At 59.3% G+C, this 13,946-nt stretch carries 13 protein-coding genes and 1 tRNA gene; 6 read left to right on the top strand and 8 right to left on the bottom strand.

The features are described from left to right. Window positions 1–190: 190 nt before the first annotated feature. Together HPT29_RS02300 and HPT29_RS02295 are read left to right on the top strand one after the other, a co-directional pair. Window positions 191–1,078: a LysR substrate-binding domain-containing protein gene (locus HPT29_RS02300; protein WP_173947428.1), complete on the top strand. Its 888-nt coding sequence runs from the start codon at window positions 191–193 to the stop codon at window positions 1,076–1,078. Between the two features lie 113 nt (window positions 1,079–1,191). Beyond that, window positions 1,192–1,863: a hypothetical protein gene (locus tag HPT29_RS02295; protein ID WP_173947429.1), complete on the top strand. Its 672-nt coding sequence runs from the start codon at window positions 1,192–1,194 to the stop codon at window positions 1,861–1,863. Between the two features lie 45 nt (window positions 1,864–1,908). Here HPT29_RS02295 and folD read toward each other — a convergent pair whose 3' ends face one another. The 3 genes from folD to HPT29_RS02280 are packed head-to-tail and all read right to left on the bottom strand — an operon-like array spanning window position 1,909 to window position 3,428. After that, window positions 1,909–2,811, bottom strand: a complete 903-nt coding sequence (folD, locus tag HPT29_RS02290; RefSeq protein WP_173947430.1) for a bifunctional methylenetetrahydrofolate dehydrogenase/methenyltetrahydrofolate cyclohydrolase FolD — start codon at window positions 2,809–2,811, stop codon at window positions 1,909–1,911. Further along, a complete protein-coding gene (locus HPT29_RS02285; RefSeq protein WP_173947431.1) occupies window positions 2,808–3,125 on the bottom strand; it encodes a DUF167 family protein in 318 nt (105 codons plus the stop codon). The genes folD and HPT29_RS02285 overlap by 4 nt, the downstream gene beginning before the upstream one ends. Before the next feature lie 12 nt (window positions 3,126–3,137). Further along, window positions 3,138–3,428: a YggT family protein gene (locus HPT29_RS02280; protein ID WP_173947432.1), complete on the bottom strand. Its 291-nt coding sequence runs from the start codon at window positions 3,426–3,428 to the stop codon at window positions 3,138–3,140. 181 nt (window positions 3,429–3,609) lie between these two features. Here HPT29_RS02280 and HPT29_RS02275 point away from each other — a divergent pair. From HPT29_RS02275 to HPT29_RS02265, 3 genes are all read left to right on the top strand, one after another. Beyond that, window positions 3,610–3,685, top strand: a tRNA-Ala gene (locus HPT29_RS02275). Between the two features lie 105 nt (window positions 3,686–3,790). Continuing rightward, window positions 3,791–5,500: a site-specific integrase gene (locus HPT29_RS02270; RefSeq protein WP_173947433.1), complete on the top strand. Its 1,710-nt coding sequence runs from the start codon at window positions 3,791–3,793 to the stop codon at window positions 5,498–5,500. Between the two features lie 196 nt (window positions 5,501–5,696). Beyond that, window positions 5,697–7,130 (top strand): hypothetical protein, encoded by a 1,434-nt coding sequence (locus tag HPT29_RS02265; protein WP_259060430.1) that lies wholly within the window; start codon window positions 5,697–5,699, stop codon window positions 7,128–7,130. A gap of 215 nt (window positions 7,131–7,345) precedes the next feature. Here HPT29_RS02265 and HPT29_RS02260 read toward each other — a convergent pair whose 3' ends face one another. Beyond that, a complete protein-coding gene (locus HPT29_RS02260) occupies window positions 7,346–7,978 on the bottom strand; it encodes a Cap15 family cyclic dinucleotide receptor domain-containing protein (RefSeq protein WP_173947435.1) in 633 nt (210 codons plus the stop codon). A 2-nt stretch (window positions 7,979–7,980) separates the two neighbouring features. Continuing rightward, entirely contained in the window at window positions 7,981–8,961 is a 981-nt protein-coding gene (locus tag HPT29_RS02255) for a nucleotidyltransferase-like protein (RefSeq protein WP_173947436.1), read from the bottom strand. Between the two features lie 355 nt (window positions 8,962–9,316). On the opposite strand from HPT29_RS02255, the gene HPT29_RS02250 reads away from it, so the two are divergent. Then, a complete protein-coding gene (locus HPT29_RS02250; protein ID WP_173947437.1) occupies window positions 9,317–9,871 on the top strand; it encodes a recombinase family protein in 555 nt (184 codons plus the stop codon). Window positions 9,872–9,962: 91 nt separating this feature from the next. On the opposite strand, the gene HPT29_RS02245 is transcribed toward HPT29_RS02250, so the two are convergent. The 3 genes from HPT29_RS02245 to HPT29_RS02235 form a co-directional block, all read right to left on the bottom strand. Further along, on the bottom strand, window positions 9,963–11,924 hold the full coding sequence (locus HPT29_RS02245; protein ID WP_173947438.1) for a DUF262 domain-containing protein: 1,962 nt from the start codon (window positions 11,922–11,924) through the stop codon (window positions 9,963–9,965). 359 nt (window positions 11,925–12,283) lie between these two features. Beyond that, complete coding sequence (locus HPT29_RS02240) at window positions 12,284–12,502, bottom strand: hypothetical protein (protein ID WP_173947439.1); 219 nt, start codon at window positions 12,500–12,502, stop codon at window positions 12,284–12,286. Window positions 12,503–12,972: 470 nt separating this feature from the next. Continuing rightward, the gene (locus tag HPT29_RS02235) at window positions 12,973–13,893 is read right to left on the bottom strand and encodes a hypothetical protein (RefSeq protein WP_173947440.1); all 921 of its coding nucleotides are present in this window, start codon (window positions 13,891–13,893) and stop codon (window positions 12,973–12,975) included. Window positions 13,894–13,946: the final 53 nt, after the last annotated feature.

Below are 13,946 nucleotides of genomic sequence, written 5' to 3'. Positions count from 1 at the left end.
CCTGATCGGCGACGTCGGCCGCCCGTAGTTTGGAATGGTTCGTAACGGAAGCGCGGCAACACCGCAATGCACCTTCTGCCGAACGCGCGGCAACCGGCACACTTCGTCAGCCGCGAAGTTTGCTCTAGGCTCGCTTATCGCACAATTTTTAATTATTCTTATCTCCCTTCGCGGTTGACGAAGGAAACCTATGCAATTCGATTTGACGGACCTGAGCCTCTTCCGCCACGTCGTCGAGGCCGGCAGTATCACCCACGGGGCCGAACGGGCCCATCTGGCGCTGGCGGCGGCAAGCACCCGCATCCGCAACATGGAAAAGTCCCTCGGCGCTCCCCTCCTTCTGCGAACCCGCGCCGGCGTGACTCCGACGCCAGCCGGCCGGACCCTGCTCCAACATGCCCGCACCCTCCTCGCCCAGGCGGAGCGCCTGCGGGAGGATTTGGGCTCCTACACGGGCGGATTGACCGGACAGATCCGGATCCTCTCCAACACCAATGCCCTCACGGAGTTCCTGCCCGAGGCCCTCGGCGCCTTCCTGGCCGAGCACCCGCAGGTCTCCATCGACCTGGAGGAGCGCCTCAGCGACGAGATCGTCGGCCTGATCGCGGAGGGCGTCGGGGATCTCGGCATCGTGGCCGGCACCGTCGATACGGGCCGGCTGGAGACCTACCCGTTCCGCAGCGACCGATTCGTGCTCGTGGTGCCGAAAAGCCATTCTCTGGCCGTCCGCGCCAGCATTCCCTTCGCCGAGGTGCTGGAGCACGATTTCGTCGGCCTCGACCGGGCAAGCGCCCTCCAGCGCTTCCTCGCCGGCAAGGCGACGCGCATCGGCAAGCCGATCCGCCTGCGGGTGCAGCTGAGGAGCTTCGACGCCGTCTGCCGCATGGTGGAGGCGGGCGTGGGCCTCGGCATCGTGCCCGAGACCACCGCCCGCCGCGCCGCCCGCACCACAGACATCATTCCGGTCGAACTGGAGGACGCCTGGGCGGCCCGCGACCTCACCCTGTGCATTCGCGCCCTGAAAGACCTGCCGCCTTCGGCGCGGCAATTGGTGGAGCATTTGCGCAAGGAGGCTTGATCCATGTCCCGGCCATCCTCACAACGCCGTGAACAGGGAATAATTCTCCGGCTGAAGCGTCTCTACGACCGTTCGCCCGCACAGCGCGGCAGGACACCAGCAAGGAGGACGCAATGCAGGGATTGGACCGCCTATCGCTTATCGCCATCGGCCTCGTGGCCGTCGCCCCCCTGGGCGGCGCGCAAGCCCAGAGCGCCCAGGGCACCACGTTCTTCGTGACCAGCACCGGCTCCGGCAAGGGCGCGGATCTCGGCGGGCTGGACGGCGCGGACCGGCATTGCCAGACTCTGGCGGAGGCCGCGGGCATTCGCGGCAAGATGTGGCGGGCCTATCTCTCCACGCAGGCGACGGGCGGCGCGACGGCCACCAATGCGAAGGACCGCATCGGCCGGGGTCCCTGGCAGAACGCCAAGGGCGTGGTGATCGCCAAGGACGTGGCGGATCTGCACGGCGCCGGCAACAATCTCACCAAGCAGACGGCGCTGACCGAGAAGGGCGAGCCGGTGAAAGGCCGCGGCGACCAGCCCAACGAGCACGACATGCTCACCGGTTCGCAGCCCGACGGCACCGCCTTCGCGGGCAGCCAGGACATGACCTGCGGCAACTGGACGAAGAGCGGCACGGAGGGAGCGGCCATGCTCGGACACCACGACCGCACGGGCCTCGACGAGTCGCCTCCGGCCAAGTCCTGGAACTCGTCCCACGCGTCCCGCGGCGGCTGCAGCCAGGACGCCCTGAAGGGCACCGGCGGCGCGGGCCTGTTCTACTGCTTCGCGGCGAACTGATCCGCCCCGGATCCGGAAGCGGCATCCGCTGCCGGATCCGATGTTTTAGGCAGCGAAATCCACCGCCGGCATGGCGAGGCCGCGCCGCAGGCAGGCGGCCTCGAGCGTGTTGCGCAGCAGGCACGCGATGGTCATGGGGCCGACGCCGCCGGGCACCGGCGTGATGGCGGACGCGACCCCGGCGGCCTCCGCATAAGCCACGTCGCCGACCACCTTGGTCTTGCCCTCGCCGGCGGCCGGGTTCGGCACTCGGTTGATGCCCACGTCGATCACGATGGCGCCGGGCTTGATCCAGTCGCCGCGCACCATCTCGGGCCGCCCCACGGCCGCCACGAGGAGATCCGCGCCGCGGCACACATCGGCCAGGTCGCGGGTCTTCGAATGGGCCACCGTCACCGTGCAGCTCTGGGTGATGAGCAGCTGCGCCATGGGCTTGCCGACGATGTTGGAGCGCCCGACCACCACGGCATCGAGCCCCGACAGATCCCGCCGCACCGACTGCGCCAGCAGCAGGCACCCGAGCGGCGTGCAGGAGACCAGGCCCGGCACGCCGGTCATCAGCCGGCCAGCATTGATCGGATGGAAGCCATCCACGTCCTTGGCCGGATCGATGGCTTCGATCACCTTCTGGGCGTCGATTTGCCGGGGCAGCGGCAACTGCACCAGAATGCCGTCCACGGCCGGATCGGCATTGAGCCGGGCGACGAGGTCGAGAAGCTCCGCCTCGCCGGTGGAAGCCGGCAGCCTGTGCTCGAAGGAGCGCATGCCCACCTCGACGGTCTGGCGCGCCTTGTTCTTCACGTAGAGCTGGCTCGCCGGATCCTCGCCGACGATCACCACGGCGAGCCCGGGGGTGAAGCCCTGGTCGGCCAGATCACTGACGGCCCCGGCGATGCGGCCGCGCAATCCCTCGGCATAGGCTTTTCCGTCGATGATCGTGGCGCTCATGGGATGTCCCATCCTGTCAATGCGGCGAGCGCGGCGGAAAGCTTCTCCCCCTCGCCCGCAATGTGAAACGTCTTCAGCCGCGCGGTGGCGCCCGCTTCCAGGCTCACCGCCGAGGCGGGAACCCTGACCGCCTTGGCGAGGAGGCGCCGGACACCCTCATTCGCGGCCCCGTCCTCAGGCACCGCCCTGACCCGGACCTTCAGCACCGTCCGGCCGTCCGCCAAGCTCTCGAGCCCGTCGAGCACATCCCGCCCGCCCCGGGGCGTCACGCGGACCCGGACCTCCAGGCCGCCAGGGCGGAGGCTCCAGGCCAAGGCCTTCCCCCCTTAGAAGGCGATCGGCATCAGGTAGTCGACGATCAGGTTCTGGATGAAGATGATCAGCAGGATCAGGATGATGGGCGAGATGTCGACCCCGCCCAGATTGGGCAGGATGCTCCGGATCGGGCGCAGGACCGGCTCGGTCACCGCATCCAGGAAGTTCCCGATCGAGCGGACGAAATCGTTGCGGGTATTGACCACGTTGAAGGCGACCAGCCAGCTCAGGATCGCCGAGGCGACGATGAGATAGGTATAGAGCTGCAGGGCCAGCAGAATGACGTTGAGAAGGGCGCGCATGGGAAACCTGTCGGGGATCGGCGATGCTCATGTAGCGACTGAAGCGGGGCTGAACAACCCATAAACCCCGGCTGGCCGGATCCTCCCGTCCGGAGATGGTCTCGAACGTCTCACCCGGCCGATTGACAGACCAAAGCCGGCAGGCCTAAAACCACCGCTACTTGGCTCGATTCAATCGACCGGGGCTGTAGCTCAGATGGGAGAGCGCTGCAATCGCACTGCAGAGGTCAGGGGTTCGAATCCCCTCAGCTCCACCAAGCCTCTCTTAGGCTGTTGATTTCCTTAGAAAACGTTTGATTTCAAAGGGTTCAGCGTGCTCTTTGGTACACATCCTTGGTACACAAGAGCCCTATGAACCCTGAATGCCCCGACGCCCCGAGCACCTGCAATTGCGCGGCAAGACCTACTGGCTGCGCGTCCGTGTCCCTGACGAACTCCGCCCCATCCTTGGCAAGTTAGAGGTTCGCCGCTCCCTCAGCACATCGGATGCTGCCGAAGCCAAGCGCCGCGTTCGCATAGAGCGGGTCAAGGTTGAGGCGGAGTTCGATGACGCGCGCCACAAGCTGGCGACCTCTCGCGCTGCCCAGCAGCCTGGGGCCGGACAAGTCTTCGAGTTAACGGAGGAGCAGGTCTGGACCCTGGCCACCCGCTGGTTCGTGCAGCAGGAGAAGCGGAGTGCCGAGCGTGTTTTCGACGGCCGCGACGAGGAAGAGGAGAACAGATCTGCGGCACTCGACTTCGTAGAGACGTGGGATAATGTTTCGAGCAGTGTTCTCGAGGAAAGCCGAAAGCTGCTTGCCGAAATAGGCATCCCGGAGACTCAACCGTGGCCGGAATGGCGGGCGAAGCTTTGCCGCGCCATCCATGCGGCAATGATCGAGCACGAGCGGCGGCTGATCAATCGAATGACCGGCCGTAACGGCATGGCTCTGAACCCGGTCTTCCATAGCGTTTCCGCCGCGACCGAGCTGAAACCGGTTTCAATCTCGGCCGTAACCCTTGCGGACCTCATTAAGCGCTACGAACGCGACCCAACGCGAGCACGGCCTTCGCCGAAAACGGTGCTCAAGCAAGAGGCACAGCACCGGTTGTTCCGGGAGGTGATTGGCGCGAGAACGCTGGTCGCTGCAATCGACCGTGAGAAGGCGCGCAAGCTCCTCGACACGGTGAAAGCGCTCCCGTCGAACGCGACCAAACGGTTTCCGAGACGAGGAACCGAGGAGGTGCTGCGGCTTGCTGAAGCGCGCAGTCTCAAGCCGATGTCAGTGACGACGGCCAACAGCTACATGAGTGCGTTCGTTTCGCTGATGGATTTCGCCGTAAAGGAGCACCTGATCGAGAAGAACCCGGCCACCGGCTTGCGACTGGCTAGTGACGGCGTGCGCCGGAAAGACCGACGGCTGCCTTTCACCTCTTCGGATTTGGCTCGTATCTTCGCAGCGCCGCTCTATACGGGGTGTCTCGATGACGAGCGGGGGTATGCCCGCCCCGGACCAAACCGCCCGCGACGGGGCCGGTTCTGGGTCCCCCTGATCTCGCTCTACTCCGGCATGCGCCTGAACGAGGTATGCCAGTTGAGCGAGGATGATATCATCGTCGAGGACGGAACCGACATCATATTGATCCGCTCCGATGAGGACGGGATCAAGCGAGTTAAGACAGAGGCCGGGCACCGCTTCGTGCCGATCCATCCTGAATTGAAGCGCCTCGGCTTCATGGACTATGTAGCCGCAGTCAGGGGCGAGCACCAGCCAAAGGCACGCCTCTTTCCAGAACTGACAGTCGCTAGCACTGGCTACATCTCCGATAACTTCAGCAAATGGTTCGCCAACTTCCTCGACAAGGTTGGGATCAGGGACAGCCGCAAGAACTTCCACTCCTTCCGCCACACTTTCCGCGATGCGCTGCGCGAGGCTGAGATCCCGCAGGACCGAGTGCGAGAGCTTGGTGGCTGGTCAAGTGGGAGCACCGAAGATCACTATGGCTCCGGAACGCGGGCAAGCACGCTAGCGAGGGAGATCGCTAAGATCGAATACGACGGTCTGGATCTCGGGCACCTCGCATACAGCTGAGGTAGGCTTGTGGGCTCTCATCAGGGCGCCTGGGTGCTGTCACCCTCAGATGAAAGCAGCGAGTACTGCATCCCGCGTGCGCCGTCTTCGAGCAAAGTTTAGCCTTGTGCTTGGCGAGTAGATCGGGCACAGCGCTTCCGCCACAACGGTGCACAGCGCCGTTTCCCCCATGGACGGCCGTCCGTCCGGACCTCACTTGCTGCCATCCATCTCATCCATGAAACACCGGATTTCGCCGTCCAACACCACTGGCTCCATGGGGGACACCACAGACCCCGAAAACAGCCTACTTCGCCCGAGCTATCGGCGACGGGTACGCTCTGGGCTCCATCAACTCCACGAGGGGACTCAGGTTACTTCCGCTTCCGGGCGTCATGACAAGCTGGAGATTACGCTCCAGGGGACAGTCACCTTCGCGCGGGAGGAAGACCTCGTTCAGCTCATCACTACCCAACACCTGCAGACACTGGATTGGCCGAACGTCCTCAACGCGCCGCGCGGCAGCGGTGGTCGTCTTCATTTGCACCCGGTTTCAAAGAAGGAATGGCTATTCTCGGGAAAGTTACGCTACGGGCGCGCTCCCCAGGCCAACCAGAGGCAGGTGCGCCTCGAGTTGAGCGTCAACCCGACCCGGTTCGCCGCCTATGCCTGCCGTTTCAACCCTGAACGGGTAGTGGATTTGGGGGAAATCCCACCACACGAGCTGTTACGCCGAGACCCGGAATGGCGGAAGCGGTTGAAGAGCAATGCGCCTGCCGATTGGGACAACTACCTCAGCGGCCTTGGCCAGTGGATCACGGTTGTCACGCGGGAGTGGCAGGATCTGGTTGACCTTTATCTTAGGACCATCATCCGTCTTGTCGTAGTGGACTTCGCCCAGCGCGCGGCGGTCCTCTGCTCGTCCGATCCTCCCGTGTTGAGCTTCCAGGATCCTGCGGCGGCCGCTCCCCTCTTCCACCATGGCGAGGTATACTGGGAGTTTGGTGTCGACGACGCTCGCCTCTCCTACGCAGCTCTCGAAGAGAAACTGCGAGTAGCGGCCCCAAAGTTTGCGGTGAAGGAGCGCTACGACCTGCGAGAAGGACGAGATGCCGCGGCCCGCTGGATCTCTGTCGACCTGCGCAACGGCGTCGCCCTCACAGCTTATACGAAGCTATCTGGACGGATCCGGTTAGAGGTGGCCTACACAGCGAGACAGGCGGACCGCACTATCGGTCAGCTGCTGCACCCGGACCTTCATTTCACGAGCGGCATGTCCTTCCACGCGCGGCTTGAACGTCTTCGGGAAGATGGCGCGCGACGCCTCAACGAAGTTCTCGCTGGCCTCCCTGATCTCACCATGACGCAGGTGGCCGATGACATCAGTGAGCTATCGGGTGTCTTGGCAGAGATCGCGAAACTGGCGAAGGGCAACCGCGACTTAATCAGGAATGCCTTGTCCCAGCTCGTGTCAGAAGGCGCCATCGATGCGCCGCCCCGAACCTTACTCTGCAAGATCGCAGAGGGTCTTGAGAAAAAAGGCGCCATGGAGCGGATCGCGCTGGTCGAGCGGAACCGAACCCGGCGTTATGCCCTCAAAGGCTCACTAGCCCATACCTTCAGGCGGCTCAGCGACGCCGGCGCCGATTGAGGCTCAGGCCTCTCCGCCATCCAGCTCACGACAAAACAACCTGTTTCTCTAGCTGAAGTGATGGATGTGATAGGGTTTGCAGAAGCTCGAAAAGCCTTTGTGCGTTTGAAACCGGGTGCAAAATGGTGGACCTGGGGAGACGGCCCACTCACAACTATGCCAACATCTACCCGCGTCATGCGAGAGTGCCCACTGAGATCAACTCGTCGAAATCCCTATCGTTGAAGCACTGGTATGGCGCTCGACACTCGACGCAGTTCGATGTCGCCCGTCGTACGCCTGTCCGTATAGTACTGTCCGGTCAGCCGATCGGGGTTATCGTCGAGACTTACCTCTAGCCATGCTGCTCCCTCATGTCGGCAGGAGCGGTGTGAGACTTCCGCCCGAGGCTTGTTGTTGTAAGAGTACCAGAGCCGGTACTGATCGGCCGCCGGATCCGCCTCTGAGATTACCCGGGTCGCCCATGACTCTGACTCCCCCGTTCGCATGCGGACGTGCGTTGTGAACAGGGTCTGGCGGATCGTGACCGTCGCGTCGATGGGACCCGGCACTTGTCCGGTTTCGGGATCCCGCCAGGTCGTTTGCAGCGTTCCCTTCCACTCGCCGTTCAGGTCCGGAAAGAACCATCGGTTCAATTGCGGGATCCGGCGCCAGATCCAGCGCCACACGAGGTTGGCGCCGGCGACTATTCCACCGCTGATGATAGTCGCCGCGATAGAAGCCCATTTCAGCAGTGAGGTCGGCTGCCCAGTCCACCACTCATTCAGGCCTTCGAGACTGAGAAGGACAATGGTCGTCAGTACGACCATGATCAGAACCTGCTTGGGGCGGGAGATGAGAGCCCACATTGTCAGTTCGTCCTCAAGCGCTGGATCGCAGCGAGGATGAAGCCCCGCACTTGCTGGATCGTCCAGGGTTGTCCGTTAGCGAAGAGCAGCTTGATCTCGTTAATCTCCGTCGCGCTGGCGGCCCAGGCATCATCTATGACTAACTCAGAGGTCCGCAGTAGTATCCGCCGGAGCCGGTCGTAGTGGTCCTCCTGGTAGAGGAAGTGCTGGTCCTCGATAGCGTAGACTAGGCACTCGATCAGGAACGACGGCAGCTTTTGGGGGATGAGCCTCAGTTCCGCGATCTCATAGTTCAGCCGCTTCAACTGGCGAACAACCTTCTTGAAGCGGTGCCGTGTCCGCTCGCGTTTCGCCTTGCCATTCGCATGGTGCTGGGCTGGGAAGTTGTACGTCCAGCGTCCGTCAGTGCTGAGGATGGCGACGCCTTCGATGTGATAGTAGTCGCCGAAGAGGTCGCCTACGGAGCGCCGCACCCAGTGCAACTTGAAGGCAGGCACCACGTCGACGTCTGCGCGGCTACCAGACAAGCCGGAGACGGTGATCGCCTTGTTGCCGATCTCAACATTCTCGGCACCAAACCGCATGATGAGGTCGCCTCCAAGCTGGCGCCGGACGTCGCCAACGATGTCGCTCAGGTTGCGTCCGATATCGTAGTAGCCGAGTGCCCGGTCCGCCTCGACCGGGGCAATGCCAACAGCATACTCGGTCTTGATGGCCGGGTGTTGCGCGCGCAGGTCCATGTCGCTATCGAGGCGGACGTTGGTGTTGTTGAAATAGCTGCCCTGCGGTTCGGCGGTAACGCCCTCACTCTGCAGCCACGCGTTTCGCGCGATGATGTCCCGCGCCATATTCGCCGCCCGCTGGATCTTCGTCTCCTCGTGGTCGCTGGCCGGGCGCTCCCAATGCGCCAGCCTGTCGTTCCAGGAGGAGCGCGTGCGGGCCTCCCCCAGCGCCTCAAGCAGGTAGTTGTGCCCTCCAGCCATTGTCAGCCAGCCCCTATCTCGTTCTTGATTAGTCTCTCTATTCCTATTTAAGCGACGCCCTTGTCATCAGCAACGATCGTCAGTTCTTCCCTTGGATGGCGATCTATACCGGATCCACGCGCGTGCTTGAACTGGCTGACGCTCTCTGTGCCGGAGCGCTCCTACTTAGCCACCGCTCCGGTTCGAACGGGGCTTCTGACACTCCGCCCCATCGAGCTCTCCACTCCGTTCCATTAGACCCCTGCTCAAGCGGAACGGGATCGCCCCGCTTCTTGAGCGTTCCATTGACATATATCTTGACTTTTGGAACAGATCGTTCCAATGTTCTTAGAGTTCAACGGAACAGGAGCGGTTGATGCTGGTGGGTTACGCGAGGACGAGTACGTTGGATCAAGAGGCTGGTCTAGAGGCGCAGCTTCGGGAACTGAAAACCCTCGGTTGCGAGAAGGTGTTCCAAGAGCAGGCAAGCTCGGTCGGCCCGCGCAAGGTCCTAGAGCAAGCTCTGGAATTCACTCGCGAAGGTGACACCCTAATAGTGACAAAGCTCGACCGCCTTGCGCGTTCTGTCCCACATATGTGGGAGATCATTCGAACGCTCCAGACCAAGGGCGTTGGCATCCGCATCGTCAATATGGGGATCGACACGAGCACCCCGACTGGCAAGCTCATGCTTAACGTCCTCGGCGGGGTGGCTGAGTTCGAGCGCGAGATGATGCTTGAGCGCCAATGCGAGGGGATCGCGAAAGCTAAAGCCGGAGGGAAATACAAAGGAAGGAAGCCAACCGCGCGGGCCAAAGCCGATCAGATCAAGGTGCTACACGCCGAAGGTGTGAGCCTTTCTGAGATCGCCCGGCGGTTAGAGATCGGTAAGGCATCAGTCCACCGCGTGCTGAAGCCGGAGCGTGCCTGATCTTCAGCATTTGAAACCCGTTGCACACCGATGATCTGAACAAATGGCCAGCTCAGCTCATCGGCAGGGCAACCCTGTGATGATACGTGCCTTATCCTACCGGCAGCTTCCATATTTCCTTAGCTAGGCTGAACAGGTGCCTGCCGCGTGCGACTATGGCATCTTCGTCCCAGGCGCCGTGTGCAGTGATCTCTCGATTCATAACCAGCAAAGAGTGTTCGTTGAGTGCTGCGCACTTTCCAAGAAATGGTCCATTACTTACGGAGCTATTAAGTGGCTTGGTAAGGAGAGTTAGATTCCCAAACGTCTCCTTGAGGCGATTGCGTCGTACGATCGAGCCAATTACGGCTCCATCCTCAGAACTGGTGAATTGGGCTGCCATAACCTGATCTGACGTAGGTTTGCTTCCATCCGGCATGGGCCAATGTGCATACCATCCCCGCGGCATAATGTGTTCCACGGAAAGGGATGGCGCCAAAACTGCTGTCTCATGGAACTTTGTACGCTTGGCTATCTCTATCTCCTCCAGCACTGCGCGGGCGCGTAACGGCTGCAGGGCCGTATACGCAGGGTTATTAATCCATTTCTGCTCGAATTCCTCATCTCTTGGGAAGCGCCCGCTTTCAGACTTCTGCGCCAGCAGGTACGTAATAAGTCTCCCCATAGACCACTCGGTCTCATCAAGGTGGGCAATTACCATCAAGAAGAATTTGTTGTAGTTCTTAGTTGTCAGGCCGCAGACGGCACGTCTGACAATAAAAGATATAAGGATTTCGAGACAGTCCGATTTCTCGCCATCGTCCATTTCACTCAGCCAAAGGCGCATAGCAAAGGGGAAAACGGTCGTGACATCCCAGGGGAGTAGACGGCGCGAGAATAGCCCTAAAGCGGTGGTTGACGAGCGCTCGATCAACTCCCGATAGACAGCTCCAAAACGTGCGAGGTCCTGGAGTTCCGATGCTATAGTCGGATAGCGCACTTCCTTCGCTTTACGGGGTCGTAAGAAGGCTTTGTACTCGCTAAAAAGCTTCGAAACGTTGACCTCTCCAGCAATCTTTCCTGCGATGAAGTTTGCAAGAAAGAACTCAATTCGTGGCTTCTTGTAGCGCCCCTGCTTCTCCTCAACACTCCAGAAGGTGTCTTCAAACGGCTTCCAATGAGTTGCGAAAAGCTGTTCCGGCTTTTCTCCCGCAGCGTCAGCTCGGTGAAAAATGTTATTTCTGACCAGATCAGACGCCAAGAGCGGCTCGCCGCGCTCATTTAGCGTCTCAAAAATAACCTGAGCGTCGTCTCCCTCCTCTAGAACGATTTCGACGACCTTGAACTCCTCGACAAGGGCCTGCCAGAGCGCGTCCAGTTTTACCTCGTCTGGCGTTCCCGTGTCCGAAGCGGCTGCTTCATCAGTATCGTCGCTGGGCCCTTCTGGCGAGGGCGACAACTCGTCTTCGAGATCATCACTCTCGACTGAGTGCTTGATTCTGTCATAGAAGTACCCATAAGCCGAAAGCAGCCTAGGAACAGTGTTGTAGTCATAGATTTTGTCACGCTTGGCATAGAAGTGCTTGCCATACTTCTTGCGCAGACCCTTTCGATCACCGCCTACTATGTCGATAAATAGAGACCGGTCGTATTGAGTTGGCCAAACCTTATAGATTTCGACTTCGCGGTCTTCCATTAGGTGCGGCTTGTCGTTAAGAAGGTAATCGCCGATCTTCTCAGCTGTTTTAGAAAAGCCTACGGATAGTGCGTAGTCGCGTGCGGCGGCGAGAAATATTTGAAACGTCGTCAATCGCTGCTGACCGTCAACAACTTGAAACGAGGGAACGCGGCCCGCCGAGAAACCGCCGCGAGCTTCAAGGACGACAGCACCCATGAAGTGTGAAAACCTCCGTTCACGACCACCTAAGCACTCGATAGCCTTGGTTCTAACGTCGTTCCAGAATGGCTCCCATTGCTTCTGACGGTTCCAAACGTAATGTCGCTGGTAAATTGGTACGCAAAAGCGCTGCCGGTTTTGCAACAATCGCCCTATCTCAATCGGACCAGCCTTCACAGAAGTGCCTCCAGAACCTTGATCGTGTCCTTTTGGACGATGTCAGCAGCCATCGCCGAAGTCTCGCCTAACCTTGTATGCATAGGGCGCCAGCCTCTCATATCGTTTGTCGTCTGAATATCGGCAAAACGTCAACCTATGGTGTGCCAAAGCACCCGCGGAGCAATCTTGCACCCGGTTGCAAACGTGTGATCAAACTGGGTGGATATGACCACTCAATGCATCCTCCTGCCTGGACCTCCTCAAAAGCGCCCGAGAATCGATAGTTTATCTGTCGAAAAAGATGCACTTAGGCTTCTTCTCGTGCGCCATTTGAGGACCCGATCGGATTTTACTTCTCGGATTTCAAACTGCTCTCTCTATGCCATCCAGTTCGGAACAGTCTGGCCAAAAATCCCACCAGGAGCCAACATGATTTGGTAGAACTGCTGTGCGGCGTCAGCAGCACTCATGGCGTAAGGAATACGTTCGCTTACCTCGATGGCCTTAGCCAGCTCGGTGATAGCTTCCTGTTCATCGGTCGTCCCAACTAGGATTGCGGTCTGCACGAGCAATAAAAACTGTTCCTGCTTCGTCATAGGTCCTCCACTGGCTTGCCGAGGACTACTACAACGCACCTCCACTAGGCGATAGGTTTTCTTTAGTCGAAGCTAAGTGCGGTCAATGCGAGCATCATCTCTTGCGATCCAGTTTATGGACGGAATATCGAGAAAGATTTGGCGCAATACTGGGTCTTAAATCGGACCCACCCGCGCCTGTCTGTATGGTGCCCGGCACTTGAACTGTGTTCCGGAAAGGGTGTCGCCGGTCGAGAGATTCTTCAGCTGGTGCTACGTCTTAGTAGAGCCCTAGCTTCCACGTTCCGCGGCTTCCGTGATCTCCTCATCAATAGATCAGCAGATTGATGTTTGAGATAGGAGTTTAGGAAAGGTGACTCCTTCTAAAATTTGTAACTGAACTTCTCTGGAAACGGGAAAATTGAACCGGGTTTCAAACTGGCAGAGTCTGTCTCAACTGGGTACAGGGACAACAACTAGCTCCGTCGAAATCAGAAAAGGGCATTACCGACAAGACTGCGCACTCGTTGCAGCATCTTCTCGTCAGGCCTATCTTGATCCCACGTCATGAAATTGTCGAACATGTGGTCGTACCCGAGGGAAAGTGGAAGGAGATCGCAACCCATTGTTATAAGCTCCGATTGTGCTTGCATATCAGCTTCGTCCAGCAGGCGGAGCCCACGTGGCTGATGCTCCTTTCCGTTGATCTTGAAGAAAGCGTCGCGGAATGCTGCTTGCTCACTGACACTCACGGCTGCTGAGCATTTTCCAATCCTTTCTGCGACCTTTCTGATCATATGGGAGTGCAGATTCGCCAGTTGTATGCTCTGCTTCACGAACCCACCAAGACGCGAATACGATAGAGATAAGCTTGGACTTGCTGCGAATGGCGAATTCAAAGGCATCCGGTAAGAGTAATACTCACGAAGAAATCTCAAGTCCTCTGCTAGCTCTTTTTCATTTTCTACGATGACCGGGTTCGTGCCGCTCGCAAACTCCGAATGAAAAACGTTCGCGATTTTCGAATGCGTGATGGCGGTGACGTGATCTAGGGACTGCTCAGGATGAAGATATATCACTGCCCACATAGCATGTAGCATGCTATAGTACGCTAGATAGTACTCCGCTGACTTAATTGTTGTTGTACTACCCACCTTGTCGGCACTCAACGCGAAGAAAGTGGCACTGAAACTCAGCTTAAGTGACTGGCGACAACGGACACTCCAGATCGCAGCCTCGTAGCTCGACCACTTGGTCATCGCCGAATTGTATCTACGCATCCAATTATCGTGATAAGCTTTGCAGCCTTCGGGCCCACCAAGATTTATGTTCAAATGAAGAAAATTCGACACGTAATCGAAGTATGGTTCAAACCCGTTCCTTGGCCATTTCTTTTCTACAGATTGTGGCATGGTCTCTCTCGGAAGCTTGCGGCCACTCCGACCGAAATATTGGATTTATACGA

It is taken from the genome of Microvirga terrae, from assembly GCF_013307435.2.
Taxonomy (GTDB): Bacteria; Pseudomonadota; Alphaproteobacteria; order Rhizobiales; family Beijerinckiaceae; genus Microvirga; species Microvirga terrae.
This window is presented reverse-complemented; position numbering and strand designations above follow the sequence as displayed.